Annotated in this window: 15 protein-coding genes; 6 read left to right on the top strand and 9 right to left on the bottom strand. The window is 43.2% G+C overall.

The features are described 5' to 3' along the window. The first annotated feature begins 156 nt into the window (after positions 1-156). Positions 157-2226 (top strand): TonB-dependent receptor domain-containing protein, encoded by a 2070-nt coding sequence (locus RJ01_RS06450; protein WP_034170430.1) that lies wholly within the window; start codon positions 157-159, stop codon positions 2224-2226. 38 nt (positions 2227-2264) lie between these two features. Here RJ01_RS06450 and RJ01_RS06455 read toward each other — a convergent pair whose 3' ends face one another. After that, positions 2265-3272 carry a hypothetical protein gene (locus tag RJ01_RS06455; protein ID WP_034170431.1) on the bottom strand — a complete coding sequence of 336 codons (1008 nt, stop codon included), beginning with the start codon at positions 3270-3272 and terminating at the stop codon, positions 2265-2267. Between the two features lie 14 nt (positions 3273-3286). Beyond that, positions 3287-4324 (bottom strand): alpha/beta fold hydrolase, encoded by a 1038-nt coding sequence (locus RJ01_RS06460; protein WP_034170432.1) that lies wholly within the window; start codon positions 4322-4324, stop codon positions 3287-3289. A gap of 309 nt (positions 4325-4633) precedes the next feature. Between RJ01_RS06460 and RJ01_RS06465 the strand changes: the two genes are divergently transcribed. Beyond that, positions 4634-5248 (top strand): carbonic anhydrase, encoded by a 615-nt coding sequence (locus RJ01_RS06465; RefSeq protein WP_004783034.1) that lies wholly within the window; start codon positions 4634-4636, stop codon positions 5246-5248. Between the two features lie 34 nt (positions 5249-5282). Here RJ01_RS06465 and RJ01_RS06470 read toward each other — a convergent pair whose 3' ends face one another. Continuing rightward, entirely contained in the window at positions 5283-5912 is a 630-nt protein-coding gene (locus RJ01_RS06470) for an arylesterase (protein ID WP_034170453.1), read from the bottom strand. An 11-nt stretch (positions 5913-5923) separates the two neighbouring features. Between RJ01_RS06470 and RJ01_RS06475 the strand changes: the two genes are divergently transcribed. Next, positions 5924-6649, top strand: coding sequence for an ABC transporter ATP-binding protein (locus RJ01_RS06475; RefSeq protein WP_034170433.1), 726 nt, complete (start codon positions 5924-5926; stop codon positions 6647-6649). A 1-nt stretch (position 6650) separates the two neighbouring features. After that, entirely contained in the window at positions 6651-9146 is a 2496-nt protein-coding gene (locus tag RJ01_RS06480; RefSeq protein WP_034170434.1) for an ABC transporter permease, read from the top strand. Positions 9147-9149: 3 nt separating this feature from the next. Here the strand turns inward: RJ01_RS06480 and RJ01_RS06485 are convergent, their stop codons facing one another. After that, entirely contained in the window at positions 9150-9980 is an 831-nt protein-coding gene (locus tag RJ01_RS06485) for a rhomboid family intramembrane serine protease (protein ID WP_034170435.1), read from the bottom strand. Positions 9981-10057: 77 nt separating this feature from the next. On the opposite strand from RJ01_RS06485, the gene mtgA reads away from it, so the two are divergent. Continuing rightward, positions 10058-10732, top strand: coding sequence for a monofunctional biosynthetic peptidoglycan transglycosylase (mtgA, locus tag RJ01_RS06490; RefSeq protein WP_005234581.1), 675 nt, complete (start codon positions 10058-10060; stop codon positions 10730-10732). A 111-nt stretch (positions 10733-10843) separates the two neighbouring features. Continuing rightward, the gene (ppk1, locus tag RJ01_RS06495; RefSeq protein ID WP_034170436.1) at positions 10844-12925 is read left to right on the top strand and encodes a polyphosphate kinase 1; all 2082 of its coding nucleotides are present in this window, start codon (positions 10844-10846) and stop codon (positions 12923-12925) included. 114 nt (positions 12926-13039) lie between these two features. On the opposite strand, the gene RJ01_RS06500 is transcribed toward ppk1, so the two are convergent. The 5 genes from RJ01_RS06500 to rubB all read right to left on the bottom strand — a co-directional run bounded on the left by RJ01_RS06500 (position 13040) and on the right by rubB (position 16900). Beyond that, positions 13040-13402 carry a response regulator transcription factor gene (locus RJ01_RS06500; RefSeq protein WP_201773385.1) on the bottom strand — a complete coding sequence of 121 codons (363 nt, stop codon included), beginning with the start codon at positions 13400-13402 and terminating at the stop codon, positions 13040-13042. Further along, on the bottom strand, positions 13402-13560 hold the full coding sequence (locus tag RJ01_RS16475) for a hypothetical protein (protein WP_201773386.1): 159 nt from the start codon (positions 13558-13560) through the stop codon (positions 13402-13404). Before RJ01_RS16475 ends, RJ01_RS06500 begins: the two co-directional genes overlap by 1 nt. A 243-nt stretch (positions 13561-13803) precedes the next feature. Then, a complete protein-coding gene (gene oxyR / locus RJ01_RS06505) occupies positions 13804-14712 on the bottom strand; it encodes a LysR family transcriptional regulator OxyR (RefSeq protein WP_005234587.1) in 909 nt (302 codons plus the stop codon). 13 nt (positions 14713-14725) lie between these two features. After that, positions 14726-15664, bottom strand: a complete 939-nt coding sequence (estB, locus tag RJ01_RS06510; protein ID WP_034170437.1) for an esterase EstB — start codon at positions 15662-15664, stop codon at positions 14726-14728. Positions 15665-15721: 57 nt separating this feature from the next. Further along, complete coding sequence (rubB, locus tag RJ01_RS06515) at positions 15722-16900, bottom strand: rubredoxin reductase RubB (protein WP_034170438.1); 1179 nt, start codon at positions 16898-16900, stop codon at positions 15722-15724. Between the last annotated feature and the right edge of the window lie 20 nt (positions 16901-16920).

Consider the following 16920-nt stretch of genomic DNA (forward strand, 5'->3'; position numbering starts at 1 on the left):
GTAAGAAATACCTCGAATGATCGGGGTATTTTTTTATTTGTATTTGATAGTGATAATAATTATCAATAGTGATTGTATTTGTAATTACTTTTGTTACAATGCGTCACAATTCCAGCAATATTTCTTCATAAATCAACTTTTGGGGCACCTTCGAATATGAGTAAGCCGTTTATGAAATCGACTTTGGCCTTTGCAGTGCTTTCAGCATTAGCTGTTTCAGTACAAGCACAAGACCAGGTAACTGAAGAACAAAAAGCAGCATTACAGACTGAAGCTACTAAATTGCAGACCATTGTGGTAACCACAGCGGGCGGTTTTGAACAAAATATTGCAGATGCACCTGCTTCTATTTCAGTCATTACCGCTGAAGAATTACAAAAAAAATCATATACAGATGTAATTGATGCTGTAAAAAATATGCCAGGTGTTTCTGTACAAGGCGGTGGCAATAATAAAGAGATTACAATCCGAGGTATGGGTGCAACCTACACGAAATACCTTGTTGATGGCAGACCAATTAGTGCCGGTAGAGCAGTGAATGGTAATGGTACAGATGGTGGGAAAATTGGTGCATATTTACCACCAATTGACATGATTGAACGGATCGAAGTCGTACGTGGTCCAATGTCATCACTTTATGGTTCAGATGCTATGGGGGGGGTAATTAACATTATTACTAAAAAAGCGTCTGCTAGTAATTGGCATGGAAGTATTTCTCCTGAATATACGAAGTCTGATAATGATTATGCAAATGATAGTTATGGCGTCAGCATGTATGTCACAGGCCCATTAATTCAAGATAAATTATCTTTAAGTATAGATGGTAACTTTCAGGGGAATGACGAAAGTGACTTTGTCGGTGGAGAAGGGCAAAAATCTGGTTCAAGTGAGTCTGAGAAGAAAGTTAGAAAGCTCGGTACTGAACTGGTTTGGAATGTCGATGAACATAACGATATTGGTTTGAGATATGATTTTACAGGGCAGCAGTACACCACAACACTGGGTAAAAGTGTGGATGTTGCCACTCAAGCCTCTATCAATGAAAATGAGAAAAATCTATATACCTTAACGCATAAAGCACGTTACGATAATTTTACCCTTGATTCATACTATCAAGATGAAACAACTAAAAAAGTTTATAGTGGTGCCGTTGCTGACGAAAAAAATGAAGAATTAAAAGTCTTTAATACACAAGGCTCATTCTTTTTGGGTAACCATGCATTAACAGTGGGTGGTCAATATCAAAAAGAAAAAATCACTGATACCACAAATGGTCTAGCCGATATTACTGGGGTCACTTCACTCGACCGTTGGTTATTTGCTTTATATGCAGAAAATGAGTGGAGCATTACCGATGATTTCGCTTTAACTGTGGGCGCCCGCTACAATAAAGATGAATACTTTGGTGGTGAAATTACACCGCGTGTCTATGGTGTTTATCATTTAACAGATGCTATAACTTTGAAAGGTGGTGTAAGTACAGGCTATAAGCAACCAACGATTAGCCAAATTTCAGAAGGTTTTGGTAGCAGAACAGGAAAAGGCAGTGCTGTCATCATTGGTAACCCTGATTTGTCTCCAGAAAAAAGCACGAGCTATGAATTCGGATTTAACTATTCGGCTCCTGAACTTGGCTTAACAAGCAGTTTAATGGTCTTTAAATCTGATTTTAAAGATAAAATTGTTGAAGATCGTTTATGTGACACGCCAGGAACAACAAATAGTTCTCCTGTAGAAGAATGGAAATGTTCGGCAAATGGCAAGCCATATCGATTTGTTAGCCAAATGAAAAACGTTTCCGATGCAGAAATGAAAGGTGCTGAATTCACATTAGACTATGATGTACTGGATAATCTTCACGCGAGTACAAGTTATACTTATACAAAAACTGAGCAAAAAAGTGGCGAATTTAAAGGCCAGCCTTTGAATAAAATGCCAAAACATATGCTGAATGTCGGTCTGAATTATGATGTTTCAGATACCTGGACGACCTGGCTGGACTATAATTACCGTGGCAAAACCAGTGATTATTTAAGCCGTACTTCTATGGATAATGGGACACCGGGATATGGTACTTTTGATGCCGGTGCAGTCTTTAAAGCGACAGATAACTTAAGTTTGACTGCTGGTATTTATAACATTGCCAATAAAGAAATTACCAATGGCGATTATGACATTGTACTTGATGGTCGTAGATACACCGTGGGTATGAATATCAAATTCTAATTCATAGATATGAAAAAGCCACTCTCGAGCGGCTTTTTTTAGTCTTCAATCTTTAAAATTTTTAAGGTATTTTCAGCATAATAGAATTTTTCTAGATAGGCACGGGCACGTTCACGCAAATAGCCCTGATGAATCATCTGCTGAATTATCGGTGTTAGCAATTCATTCAGCTCATATTGAATCAACGATTCATCAATATTCAGATCTCGTAATAACTGATCAAATGTATGTTCCTGATTGCGTACATACCAGGTATAAATCCCGTCATGCAGTTGCTGCTGTATATATTCCGTCTGGCGCATATGATCCCAGATTTCGTGCCCCAAACTCACCGTCTGGTTCAGATCCTGGGTTTCAATATAGTTCTTGAGCACGGACAGCGGCATGTCTTTGATCTTATGCCAAAGATTGGCCTGAAAATGGTATAGCTTGTCATCATCAAAGTGCTGGTTCAGCACATGCTCACTCATTTGGCTAAGTTTTAAAATATTTTTTTGCAAATAACGGGCAACTGTATTGTCCAGACTGGAATCCGTAACATTTTCCAGAACAGATTTTCCCATTTTCATGAAGCGGGAAACGCCCGGAACACTCTTGGCAATCACAGAATTATCCAGATAATCCTGAATCGAATGCTGGATCAGTTGCGTAATCATGGCTGAAAAAGCAGGATTATTCACCACCGCTTTGATCAGGCGCTGACGATGACCACTTTTGCTGGCCACATATTGTGCAATTTTATCAATGGTCAGTACCGGAATGACATCTGCAATTTTGGTCGTATCATTGGCTGGATGAACCAGTGCGAACCGGATATGTTCGGCAATCTGCTCAATCAGAAAAGAACTGGCAGCAGTATCCAGAATCTGCTTTTGTATTAGCTGATTGATCAGTTCACAGCTCCACAGATCTTTAAGCGTCTGCTTGCGCAACCAGAGATAAAACTCGTGAAACTCGCTTTGAATGGTTTCAGATTGAGAAAATACCTGATCAAGAAAATCAAGTTGAGCATCAATCAACTGCTCAATCATCGGATGTTTCTGCATAACTTCTCTGAAACTTAATTAAAAGGAATGAGTTTATCAGCTAGTGGATTTTTTAGGGTCTGTGTCTTGGCCAGGAAAGGCAAATAATGTTGGGCGACCTGTTTTTCTGCTTCCAGAATCGGCATATGACCAACATTATTTAAAATCACCGGAGTTTCAGCACGTTTTAATAAAGAATATAACTCTTTCACCACTTCGACATTAATAATCCGGTCCTGTTTTCCCCATAGAATTAAGGTAGGCGCTTCCACTGTACGGGTCAGACGGGCAAAGGTATCAGGCGTATACAGTCGGTTAAGCATTACTACCTGATCAATCGATTTGCTGGTTTGCTCAGAACGCGAAATCAGCAATTTTTCTTGTGCATGTCTAAGCTGATAAGGCATCGCTGGCGGATTCTGCATTAGCTGTTTGGAGACATCTTCCAGATCACCAGGTTTACTGACAATCAGGTCTTTGAGTGCATGCGGGTCTTTGGTATAAGGCGTATTTCCCATTTTATAGATGCCGGCACTATTCACTAGAAACAGGCTTTGGGTATCGAAAGGGTATTGTGACGCATAGACTGTCGCAATTGAGCCGCCTAGAGAATGGCCAGCGACATGCAGATTTTTTTCAATCTTCAGGGTTTCGACAAAGGTACGTAATTGCGAAGTGACATTGGGTACAGACAAATCAAAATCTGCTGGAACCCGGGTATCGCCATTGCTCGGCAAATCTGGAATGATGACATGATAATACGGGGTCAAAAACTGGGCGACACGATTCCAGTTGTCGCGTGTGCCTGCCAGACCATGAATCAGGATAATCGAGGGTTTGTTTTTTGCACCGCCTTCGCTATAACTCCAGGTCACATCACCGACTTTTAGAGTTTTAGATTGTAGACCCGCCTGGATGCGTTGCTGGCTCAGATACAGCTGTAAAACTTCGGCAGACTTGGCTTTCGGCGGTGTAAACAGATATTGGCTATGGCTCAGGCTAGATAGGCTAAGACCCAGAGCGACTAAAGTGGAATAGATAATTTTTGAGCGCAATTTTATTATTTTCTTCATTAGCACTGTCCCCTGAAAAAAACTGAGCAAAAACGCTCAAAATACTTCCGTGTTATCGATTTGCAATTTATAGATGAATCAAATCGTAATCTTTCACTTATTTTAAAGCATTCCTTAATATTGTACATCTGTTAATTATTAGCTTGAGCAGAAAAACTGCCCAAAAAACGTGATGAACTTCACAGAAAAATTATCAGAACAAGAAATCATCAAAGCGCTAAAAATTTTACAGCTAATTTTTTTTGCAAGTGACATTCAAAAAATCTAGCAGTAAGATATTCCCACTAAAAACATCGATGGTAAAAAAGAATGCTCACAGCTCAGGAAGCTATAGATCGTCTTAAAAAGGGTAACCAGCGCTTTGTCAATGGTGAAACGCAGCATTTAAAATTATTATCGCATCAGCAACGTGCTGAGATGGCAGAAAGTCAGGAACCATTTGCTATTGTTTTAGGATGTTCAGATTCACGTGTACCCGCAGAAATGGTCTTTGACCAAGGGCTAGGTGATCTGTTTGTCATTCGGGTAGCAGGTAATATTGTTGCACCGTCTCAAGTCGGCAGTGTCGAATTCGCAGCAGAAAGTTTTGGCTGTCCGATTGTAATTGTCTTGGGTCATACACATTGTGGCGCTATTCATTCAACAATTGAAGCATTAACCAATCCAGCAACGCCGCCATCTGCAAATCTGATGTCAATCGTGAACCGTGTACGTCCATCAGTTGAAATTCTAATGCAGACTGAACTGAAAGATGACCTGAATAAACTATCTAAACATGCAGTCCGTTCCAATGTATTTGCTTCAGTAAATCAATTACGTCATGGTTCTGCAGTTCTAGAAAGCCTGATTGCTAAAGGTAAGTTACAGGTGATTGGTGCAGAATATTCACTTGAAACCGGTGAAGTAACTTTCTTTGACTTCTAAGAAAATTTTAAGATTTGATTCAGTTAAAGGCGCCTTAGAGGGCGCCTTTAATATAAGGATAAGCATTATTTAATAAAATAGTCTGGGCTTTGGTGTTGGGATGAATCTGATCCTGTTGCATCAGACTTTTATTGCCAGCGACGCCTTGCATAAAGAAGGGTAGTAGTTTGACCTTATACTGCTGACTGACCACCTTATAGTTATTTTCAAAAGCCTTACTATATGCCTGGCCATAATTTGGTGGCATTTTCATTCCAAAAACAACCACATTCGCCTTGGCTTTCTGACTTTGTTGTACCAGAGCTGCTAAATTCTTTTGAATCATTTGGGGTGGCTGCCCACGCAGGCCATCATTCCCGCCAAGCTCAATCACCACAATATCTGGACGGTGCGTCTGTAGCAGTTTCGGCAGCCTTGCCAAGGCACCACTGGTGGTTTCACCGCTCACACTTGCATTGACCAATTTATGCTGTTTCGGATAGTGTTGGTCCAAACGCTTTTGTAATAAATGTACCCAACCTTGCTGTGGTTGCATGCCATAACCAGCACTTATACTGTCACCCACAATCATAATGGTCTTTGCCGACAGACTAAAAGGAATCAGGCATAGTCCAAAGAATACCAGGCAAGGCAATACACGATTTTTCTGATTTAGATCTTTCATATAGGACACGTATGATTCAAAGCAGCAACGATTCGACCATCATGCCACAAGCGATTATTTCTGCCCAGAAATTGACACAAAAGATACAACTTTCACAAAAACAACTGACTATTTTTGAAGATCTTTCGCTGGAAATTTTGACTGGAGAACAGGTCGCCATTACTGGGCGTTCCGGTTCAGGAAAGTCGACTTTACTGGGCATTTTGGCCACTTTGGATCAGGCTAGTTCCGGGCAGTTAACGGTTTGTGGAGAGCTGGTATCGAACTTAAATGAAGAACAGCGTGCTTTAGTCCGGCTAAAAAATATTGGCTTTGTATTTCAGTCTTTCCAGCTTTTACCTCATCTTACTGCGCTTGAAAATGTCATGCTGCCTTTACGTTTACAGCTAGATTTTAAATATAGTGATGCCGAACAAAAGGCGCTGGCATTGCTACAAAAGGTCGGATTAGACCGTCAGGCTCAGCAAACACCAAAAGTACTGTCGGGTGGGGAGCAGCAACGTGTCGCTATTGCCCGCGCATTGGTCAGTGAACCCAAAATCATATTTGCTGATGAACCGACAGGTAATCTGGATGGGGAAACCGCTCAGGAAATTGAACAGCTGCTCTTTCAGTTAAATCGCGAATTAGGCACCACGCTGGTTCTGGTTACCCATGATCCTGATCTGGCCCAACAATGCCAGCGTCATTTTGAACTGGTCAATGGTCAGCTGATTGAACATGCGAGTGGAGGCTGATATGCAGCATCTTTTTCGTCCTTTACTCAGACAAAGTTTTAATACGACAGGGATTTATCTGCTAATCATCGCGCTGACCTTAGCGATTAGTGCCACAACGGCACTAAAGTTCAGTAATGAACAGATTCAGAACGCCGTTGCTTTACAGGCAGCTGAAATGCTGGCGGGAGATTTGGTACTTTCTGATAATGAGCCGCTAGCTCAGGAATGGCGTGATCAGGCCAGGCAGCTCGATTTACAGCAATCTGAAGTCACATTTTTCAGTACGATGGCTTATACCAATGATCAGTTTGTCATGGTCAATGTTAAGGCTATTGATCAGGCTTTTCCTTTACGAGGAGAGCTACGGGTTCAGCCTGCAGCAGATAAAATCCAAGCGGGGAAAATCTGGCTGAGTTCACGGGCCATGGATCTGCTGAAGGTCAAACTGGGTGATGAACTGAATATCGCCGATGCCAAATTTAAGGTTACTGCAAAAATCGAGCAGGATTCGAATCAGGAGCTCGGTTTTTCTGGCTTTTCGCCGACTGTAATTATTGCTCAGTCAGAAGTGGCGCGCACCAATGCGATTCAGGTCGGTAGCCGGATTGATTACCGTTTATTAATGGCGGGTAATCCAGCCGATACCCGGCAATATGAAACCTGGTTCAAGCAGAAGATAAAATCTGAAAATGGAACTTCAGATGAAGCAGATGCTGGGGTTGAGGAACAAGAACTGGAACAGCAGGGCAGTCTGCGCTTACGTAATGCCAGCGAAGGCAATACCCGTTTAATGAAACCAATTGCCAATCTGGATACTTTTTTGCAACTGGCCAATATTCTCACCATTTTGTTATGCGGGATTGCCATTGCTTTAACTGCGCAGCGTTATGTGCAGCAGAATCAGGATCATATTGCCCTGATGCGCTGTATTGGCGCGACCAAAAATCAGATTCTAGCGGTTTATCTGGCTTTGCTAGGTTTAGTGCTTTTAATCGCCATGCTGATTGGTAGCGTAATAGGTGTAGCATTGGGTTATGGCTTATTGCAACTTATGCTACAGCTGATTCCAAACTTGCAGCTTGAGTTTTCTGCTACGGCCATGCTGCTGGGACCATTGCCAATTGCCATGCTGACCAGTGCTGTGGTGTTATTGGGCTTTGTCATGCCAAGTCTGTTTCAGCTCTTGAATACCCCTCCGATTCGGGTCATTCGTCAACAGGAAAAATCCGTCCATTCGATGTTGTGGATGTTACTGACCGGAACCTTAAGTCTGATTATTTTTAGTGTGATTTTAACGGAAAATATCGTGCTGACAGCTTGGGTGATTGGGGCCATTATCCTGCTTTGTGCCGTACTGTATTTTACGGTCTGGAGTATCTTAAAACTGCTGCGTAATCTGAAATCCAACCTGTCTGCCTATGTGCGGACACCGTATCAGACCGCTTTACAAATTACTGCTTTAGCTCTTGGACTCAGCTTGATCAGTGTGCTGGCTGTGCTACGTACCGACCTGCTTGATCGCTGGCAGCAACAGTTGCCGGAAGGGACACCCAACCAGTTTGTCTATGGTCTGCCGCCTTTTGACATGCCTGACTTAAAAGCTCAGTTAGAACAGAATGGCTGGAAAAGTACACCCTTGTATCCCAATATTCGCGGGCGTCTGGTGGCGAAAAATGATCATCCTTTTGCTGCTGAACTGGTCAAGCAGAGTAATACCTTAAGACGTGAACTGAATCTGACTCAATCGGACCGCTATCCTCAGGATAATGTCATTGTGCAGGGGGAGGCAGGATTGAAACAGCCGGGTGAAGTTTCGGTCGAAGCCAATACTGCACAAGAGCTGGGCATCAAACTGGGGGATAAGCTCAGTTTTAGCTTGCCTGAAGGCATACTTGATGCCAAAGTGGTGAATCTCAGAACGGTAGAGTGGGAAAGTTTTAGTCCAAACTTCTTCTTTATCTTTGCACCAAATACCATGGATGCTAATGCTGGCAGTTATCTGGGCAGCTTCTATGTACCGGAAATAGATAAAGATAAACTGGTGAATCTGGTTCAGCAGTTTTCCAATACGGTATTTATTGATGTCAGCCTGATTCTGGAAGAAATCAAACGGATTGTGAATGTACTGGTGCAGATCATTACCATTCTGGCTGTGCTGGTCAGCGTATCCGGTTTTCTGGTACTGATGGCCTGCTTAAACCTGCTTATGGATGAACGTAAACGTGAAGTGGCTTTGCTCCGGTCTTTTGGTAGTTCCAAACAGAAGCTGAAAACCATGATGAGTCTGGAAATCGGTTTTATCGGACTGTTCGCAGGGATTGTTTCATGTCTGTTTGCAGAAGTGATCAGCGCCATTGCCAGCTATAAGATGGATCTGATCATTCAGCCCCATTGGGAAATCTGGATTATCCTGCCTGTGTTTATGACAGTTTTGTGTACCCTGATCGGGCGTTATCGTCTGAGTTATCTTTCCGAGATTCCGCCCTTGCAAAGCCTGCGTGAGATGAATCAATAAGATTTATCTTGCGGGCTGATCCGCCAACTGCTGTTGTAGCATTTGTAAAATTTCCTGCCAGAGTGGGCGGATCGGTTCAAGCAGGGCCAGATTATATTGATACAGCACGACACAGGCAGCGACGCCGAGCAGTAAGGCAACCAGACTGACCAAACGGCCACGCTGCATTTTCTGACCGAGATACCAGAGCGCTGTTAGTCCGGCCCCCATGATCATGCCGCCAATATGTGCGGCATTGTTAATTCCGCTAATCATAAAGCCAATCGCCAGGTTAAGGCCCATGATCATTACCAGTGTCTTTTTATCCAGAATAAAAGGCTGACGGGGCAACATCGGCAGTAAAGACAGAACAGTCAGTGAGGCACCGAGACCCATGACTGCACCCGAAGCACCCGCACTAACACCCGGCAATAAGCCAGGATTGGCTACACCGCCTTCGATTAAGGCATAGCTGTCCTGGATGCTCATATAACCACTGAGTAAACTGCCCATCAGGCCGGCACAAATATAAAGACCTGTAAAATAGACCCGGCCAAAAATTTGTTCAGCGACACTACCAAAAATATACAGTGCCCACATATTTAACATCAGGTGAATTAAGCCAAAATGAAAAAACATGCTACTAAACAGGCGTATGGGTTCCGCTAAATACGTTAAAGGTGCATAATCTGCTCCCCAGCGAATGGCATCTGGAGAACTGGGCTGTGTGATATCCATACCATTCAGAACCTGCCAGCCAAACAGGCCGACATTGATGCAGATCAAGAGTGCGGTCATCCACCAGAGCTGCATTTCAAGTTTGCGATGTGTTGTTGGGGGAGAATTTTCAGGCATGCTATTTTTTTGCTGTGATTGTATATTTCGAATAAGCTTAACACGAAAAATTGAATTTTCAGGAGTAACGCGCTGACATGAAAGCCTTTCTGACCCGCACCCTTCTCGTGATTGTCAGTGTGATTTTACTTGTTCAACTGTGGATTTTTGCAAGTTTAGCCTGGTGGCGAACCAATCCGGTGAATACCACCATGATGATGCGGATTGATTATTGGACTGAGTCCTCCAAGCCCATTCAACATCAGTGGCGCCCTTATGATGAAATCAGTACCAATCTGAAACGGGCGGTAGTGACTGCAGAAGATGGAAAATTCATGCACCATCATGGCTTTGACTGGGATGGTATTCAGACTGCGCTCAGCCGTAACAAGAATGAAGGCCGTGTCGTAGCCGGTGGGTCAACCATTTCCCAGCAGCTGGCTAAAAACCTGTTCCTCGTCAACAAGCGTTCATTCCTGCGTAAAGGTCAGGAAGCTGTTGCGACCTGGATGATGGAACGTATGTGGTCTAAAGAGCGTATTCTGGAAGTGTATCTTAACTCGATTGAGTTTGGAGACAATATCTACGGGGCAGAAGCTGCAGCCAAACATTATTTCGGTAAGACTGCAGAGAGCCTGACGCGTGATCAGGCCATCTTCCTGGCAGCGATTCTCACCAATCCAAAATATTTTGAAGATCATCGTAATGCATCAGCCCTAAAAGCACGTAAACGTATGATTCAGCGTTATATGCGCTATGCTGAAATCCCTTAAATAAAAATATCAAGATAAAGCCCAAATATTTGGGCTTTTTTTATGAAAATGTCATTAATTTGAAGCATACTAAAAGCAATAAGTAAGACTTGAAAATAGCGTAGGTTTGATATGAATACGGCAGCCAGTACGACTTCGGCACCAACCGAATATACTTATAATGATCGTTACATTAATCGTGAACTGTCTATTCTGGATTTCCATTTGCGAGTGCTGGAACAGGCGGTCGATCCTCTGCATCCTTTGCTGGAACGCATGAACTTTCTTTTGATTTTTTCACGTAATCTGGATGAGTTTTTTGAAATTCGTGTGGCTGGCGTCATGGAACAACTGGATTTGGGCAATGAAAGTCGCAGTCCGGATGGTTTGACGCCAAAACAAGTATTAGAACAGATTGCCGAAACTGCGCATGCCGCCATTGAACGTCAGTACCGTATTTTAAATGAAGAGATTTTGCCGAAACTGCGTGAGGAAGATATCTGTTTTCTGCGTCGTGGAGAGCTAACACCGGCACAATCGACCTGGGTGAAAAAATATTTTCAGGAGCAGGTTGCGCCAGTTTTAACGCCCATTAGCCTTGATCCGGCACATCCATTCCCACGATTGGTCAACAAATCTTTAAACTTTATTGTGACGCTAGAAGGGAAAGATGCCTTTGGCCGTCAGATTGATCTTGCGGTTGTTCCTGCGCCACGTTCATTGCCGCGTGTGGTGCGTTTACCGGATGAACTGACTGATGGTAAAGAACATCATGTGATGTTATCCGCCATCATTCATGAACATGTGTCTGACCTGTTCCCGGGCATGACCGCGACGGGATGTTACCAATTCCGTGTTACCCGGAATGCCGATCTGGCCTTAAATGAAGATGTTGAAGACCTGGCCAAAGCCTTAAAAGGCGAGCTAAGTTCGCGCCGTTTTGGTCGTGCAGTCCGTCTGGAAGTGACTGAAAATTGTCCGCAGCATATTTATGAATATTTGTTGGAAGAATTTGATCTGGATGAAGACCAGCTCTATAAAGTCGCAGGACCAGTTAATCTGGCGCGATTACTGTCCAACTTCAAACGTCCACATTTACGTTATGATTCACATACGCCAATTCTGCCTAAAGTACTAAAAAAATCTGAAAATGTTTTCAGTGCCATGCAGAAGCAGGATATTTTGCTACATCATCCATTTGAATCTTTTGCTCCAGTGATTACGCTGTTACGTGAAGCGGCACGAGACCCTCAGGTGCTGGCGATCAAGCAGACACTGTACCGCAGTGGTCCAGATTCCGAGATCGTGCAGGTGCTGGCAGAAGCGGCCCGTAACGGTAAGGAAGTGACTGCAGTCATCGAGCTACGTGCACGTTTTGATGAAGAATCCAATATTGCAGTTGCCAACGTACTGCAAGAGGCGGGGGCTGTCGTGGTCTATGGCATTGTTGGCTATAAAACCCATGCCAAAATGATTCTGGTGGTACGCCGAGAAAATAACAAGTTGGTGCGTTATGTGCATTTAGGAACCGGAAATTATCATGCGGGCAATGCACGGATTTATACCGATTATGGCTTGTTAACCACAGACAAAGATCTGTGTGAAGATGTGCATCGTATCTTCCAGGAATTGACGGGAATGGGGAAAATGGCCAAGCTGAAAAAGCTGCTCCATGCTCCATTTACCTTGCATGCCCAGCTCATCAACTATATTGATAATGAAATTACCAATGCCAAAGCGGGCAAGAAAGCTCAGATTATCGTGAAGGTGAATGCTTTAACTGAGCTGCAACTAATCAATAAACTTTATGAGGCTTCACAAGCGGGCGTACAGATTGACCTAATTATCCGCTCGATTTGCTGTCTACGTCCAGGCTTGCCGGGACTTTCAGAGAGTATCCGGGTACGTTCAATCGTCGGCCGTTTCCTTGAACATACACGCGTGTTTTATTTTAGCAATAATGGCAATTCCCGCATTTATTGCTCAAGCGCGGACTGGATGGATCGTAACCTGTTTAATCGTGTAGAAGCCTGTTTCCCGATTGAAGATGAAACATTGAAGAAACGCATTTACCAGCAAGGTTTATTAAATTACCTGAAAGACAATCAGCAGGCCTGGTTGTTACAAGGAGATGGAACCTGGGTGCGTGCCCAAGTTGCAGAAGGTGAACAACCGCATAATGCACAGCGTACCTTGCTGGAAACCTTTAAATAACTCTATGCAAACTAAAAAGGCTGATAATCCAGCCTTTTTTATATTTTGTTAATTTTGAGAATGGATAAATGGATTCGCGAGTTTTTGATAAATTTTACGAATAGCAGCATAAATCTAGTAATCGTGCAGACTTAATCTGTTTTGAATTTCGGCCAAAGTCAGGTCTTGGCTGAAATACTTTAAAATTTGTACTTCAGTCTGATTTAAAAGATGTATCGTTGTTTCCTGACTCACTAAATAACGGGCTAATTCAAGATGTAAATTGGCACCACCTCGTAGGATGATTTTCAGGCTTGCTACTATTTTTGAAACAGGATGCGATGCAATCAGATATCGCTCCACGCCAGATGACAAGAATAAATTAATCATTTCAGGTGAATCATCAGCTAAAACTGCAATCAGATGAGGAATCTGGATCCGGGTTTGAATCGTATACAGATGATTGAGTTGGGCTTTCTCATGAATCTCATATAGCACTAGATTGGGAAGATACTGTTCAATATGGGATTGAGCAGACAGATGATCGGTATAGGAGACAGCATATCCGGTTGATAACCGAGCTGTAGCAATGCAAGATCAAGATTGGAAGAGAGCGGTGGTGGATAAGGTTGCACCAATAATACGGGTGCGGGCAAAAATGAGACCAAAGAAATCTTATCCTGAGAGTAATTAATATACATATGTATTTTGGCTTAAATTATTCTAACTGCCAATCCCAAGAAATATGGATTTAATTTTTATATATTATAAATAGTTAAAGTTTAAAGATTAGTTTTTGGATCATTTTAATTGACTAAATGTATAAAAATTTACTGTATCAGAAGACGCAGGCAAGAAAAAAGGAGCAATCTAAGTGCTCCTTTTTTATTAGGACTTAATTAAGCTGCATCGTGGGCAGTGATTTTTTGCAAAATTTGTAATAACACATCGAATTCGCTTTGTAGCGGTGTGCTCTTACGAGTGACCAGCGCCAGAGTACGGCTTGGTGCAGCATTGATTGGATTAATACGCAGATCCGGATTGGCTTTGATCATATTGGTATGCAGTGCAATTTCTGGCAACAGGGTAAAACCAAGATCAGCAGACACCATTTCGATCAACGTCGGTAATGAACTTGCTTTCAGGCGATGATCATTTTTGCGCTCACCAATCGGACAGGCACTTAATGCATGATCACGCAAGCAGTGACCTTCTTCAAGCAGCATCAGGCGAGACAGATCCAGATCTTCCAGAGATTTGGCTTGAGCCGCATTCTGGTCAGATTTGTGATGTACCAGATACAGATTCTCTTTGGCAATTTCAGCAACTTTCAGGCTACGGGTATCGAAAGGCAGCGCTAGCACTACCATATCCAGATTACCATGCTCCAGTTTCTCTACAATTTTCTCACTTTGAGCTTCATGTAAATGTAGCTGGATTTTCGGTAGCTGCTGATGCACTTCATCCAGAAATTGCGACAGGATGAAAGGGGCAATGGTTGGAATAACGCCAAGATGCAGATCACCGGTTAATGGTTCACTCATTTCACGACTTAAACGCATTAAGTCCTGAGCATCAGCCAGTAGAACACGGGCACGTGCAACCACTTGTTCACCAAGCGGCGTTAAACGTACATTCTGGCGATCGCGTTCAACAAGAACGCCACCGAGTAAACGCTCCAGCTCCATAATGCCGCCAGACAAAGTTGACTGGGTAACGAATGAGCGGCGAGCAGCTTCTGTAAAATGCAGCGTCTCAGACAGTGTTACGAGGTATGACAGCTGTCTTAGGGATGGTAATGCAGCCATAGTGTCCTAATGTTTATGATTTAAAATGATCAGCAAATAATTCGCTAAGATATGGAATAAAATGCGGAGGGATATCATGCCCCATTCCATCAATTAATTCAAATTTAGCCCCTGAAATTGCTTTTGCAACAGCCTTACCATGACTAGGAGGCAGCAATCTGTCACGAGCACCATGAACCACCAGGGTCTCTTGTTGGATTTGCTTGTCCAGTTGCAGCAATGAACCCGTACATAATATTGCTAAAAACTGTTGAAGTACACCCGCTGGATGGTAACTTCGCTTATATAGCTTACGGGCGGTCTGAATCGCTTCCAGATGATTCACATAACCCGGCGAGCCAATAATGTTAAACAGTTTCAAGCTATGATCAACAATGCCATCTTCATCTGTGGAAGCGGGTTTGTCAATTAAACTAAAGAGTTGCTTTGGAAAAGGCGGGGGTAACAGTGGCTGGTTATTACTGGTAAACAGTAAGCCCATTTTTTTAACTTTATCAGGATAACGTGCGGCCAGAATCTGGGCAATCATGCCGCCCATAGAGGCACCGAGCACATAGACCTGACCCAGTCCCATTTTTTCAATCAGAAGATGTACATCATCTGCCATATCATACAGTGTATAAGGCGCGCCCTGATTGCCTAAACCCAGTACAAAACGGCTCATCATTTTTAAAGTGTTTAAGCGAGGCTCTTTATGGTGAATCTTGGAAGATAAACCAATATCCCGGTTGTCAAAACGCACCAGATGATAGCCCTGATCAATGAGGGATTTACAGAAGAAGTCCGGCCAGTACAGCATCTGTGCCCCAAGCCCCATAATTAGCAGAATAGTCGGGTGTTCAGGATTTCCTCCGACTTCCACGTGCAATTCGATGCCATTGCCAAGATCGACCTTGGTTTCACGCATGAAAGCGGTATACGGAGAATGATTGAACTGCAGGGCACTATGCATGATATATTTCCTGATTAAAGGACATTTCGCTTAAAAAATGTCCTTTGTATTAAACATCTAAACTGTAGCTGGAATCAAGTCAGGAACCTGCTTGGTCAATGCCAGGCGTTGTTTGGCAGCAGTGGCACCAAGCAGGACAAAACCACGTAAAGTACCGCTGGCATCAAAGGCTTTGGCCAGCATACCGTCATCAAACTCTTCATTTTCCCAAGTTACTTCGACATCAACCGGAGCAGGAAGGACAGTCAATGGCGCAGCTGGGGTTTTGACCGCTACAGGCATCGCTGGATAGTGGACTGCTGTATGTTCACCATTCAATGTTTTAGATAGGGCTCGGGCCTGCTGCATGATTGGCATCACATAGGGCAAAAGCATTCCATTTACTTCCGCACAGTCGCCTACTGCATAAATGTCCGGTTGATTGGTTTCTAGTTTTGTATTTGTCAGAATCCCGCGACTAATGTGAATATCGGCTTCTTTTGCGACAGAAATATTCGGCTGTAAGCCCACAGCAGACAGCACCACATCAGCAACTACCGACTGGCCATTGGCAAGTGTGACCAGATAATCACCATTTTCAACTTTAGAGACTTTTTCGACTGTTGTCCCCAGTACAAAATGAATGCCCGTCTCTTCAAGATTTTGCTGGAAAGCATCTGCGACATGAGCTGGTAATAAGCGACCTAAAGGCTGGGGTGCTAGATCAATCACGGTGACCTGATGATTAGTATGCTGCAAGTCATTGGCAAATTCACAGCCGATCAGGCCTGCGCCTAGAATCACCACACGTTTATCTTCACGGGCTGCCAGATTATGACGGAAAGCTTTATAGTCAGTCAGGTTATTCACCATATGAATATCGTCGCTCGCATCACCAGCAATGGCCAGGCGTACTGGATTAGCACCCACAGCCAGCACCAATTTAGAATAATCCTGTGAGCTTTCCTGACCGTCTTTTTCTAAAGTGAGCTGATGCTGTTCAGGATGAATCGCTTTGACCCAAGTGTTTTTTTCGATGCACATTTTCAGCTGCGTTGACATTTTTTCTGCATCACCCAAAGGGATATGTTCTGGTGCTTTGTTTCCTGCTAAAGCATTAGAAAGCGTAGGTTTTGCATAATTAGTCGCATCATCAGCACAAATCATGAAAAGTTCATGGTCTGGGTTGAGTTTGCGAAACTCACGTGCAACAGCATAACCCGCCATGCCCGAACCAATGATGACGATAGGATGCATACGATTCTCCATGCTTTTTT

This window comes from Acinetobacter sp. YZS-X1-1, assembly GCF_000804305.1.
GTDB classification, from domain to species: domain Bacteria; phylum Pseudomonadota; class Gammaproteobacteria; order Pseudomonadales; family Moraxellaceae; genus Acinetobacter; species Acinetobacter variabilis.

Coding starts and splice junctions, on each gene's coding strand:
- RJ01_RS06450 (WP_034170430.1), top strand. CDS start 157: ATGAGTAAGCCGTTTATGAAATCGACTTTGGCCTTTGCAGTGCTTTCA.
- RJ01_RS06455 (WP_034170431.1), bottom strand. CDS start 3,272: ATGCAGAAACATCCGATGATTGAGCAGTTGATTGATGCTCAACTTGAT.
- RJ01_RS06460 (WP_034170432.1), bottom strand. CDS start 4,324: ATGAAGAAAATAATAAAATTGCGCTCAAAAATTATCTATTCCACTTTA.
- RJ01_RS06465 (WP_004783034.1), top strand. CDS start 4,634: ATGCTCACAGCTCAGGAAGCTATAGATCGTCTTAAAAAGGGTAACCAG.
- RJ01_RS06470 (WP_034170453.1), bottom strand. CDS start 5,912: ATGAAAGATCTAAATCAGAAAAATCGTGTATTGCCTTGCCTGGTATTC.
- RJ01_RS06475 (WP_034170433.1), top strand. CDS start 5,924: ATGATTCAAAGCAGCAACGATTCGACCATCATGCCACAAGCGATTATT.
- RJ01_RS06480 (WP_034170434.1), top strand. CDS start 6,651: ATGCAGCATCTTTTTCGTCCTTTACTCAGACAAAGTTTTAATACGACA.
- RJ01_RS06485 (WP_034170435.1), bottom strand. CDS start 9,980: ATGCCTGAAAATTCTCCCCCAACAACACATCGCAAACTTGAAATGCAG.
- mtgA (WP_005234581.1), top strand. CDS start 10,058: ATGAAAGCCTTTCTGACCCGCACCCTTCTCGTGATTGTCAGTGTGATT.
- ppk1 (WP_034170436.1), top strand. CDS start 10,844: ATGAATACGGCAGCCAGTACGACTTCGGCACCAACCGAATATACTTAT.
- oxyR (WP_005234587.1), bottom strand. CDS start 14,712: ATGGCTGCATTACCATCCCTAAGACAGCTGTCATACCTCGTAACACTG.
- estB (WP_034170437.1), bottom strand. CDS start 15,664: ATGCATAGTGCCCTGCAGTTCAATCATTCTCCGTATACCGCTTTCATG.
- rubB (WP_034170438.1), bottom strand. CDS start 16,900: ATGCATCCTATCGTCATCATTGGTTCGGGCATGGCGGGTTATGCTGTT.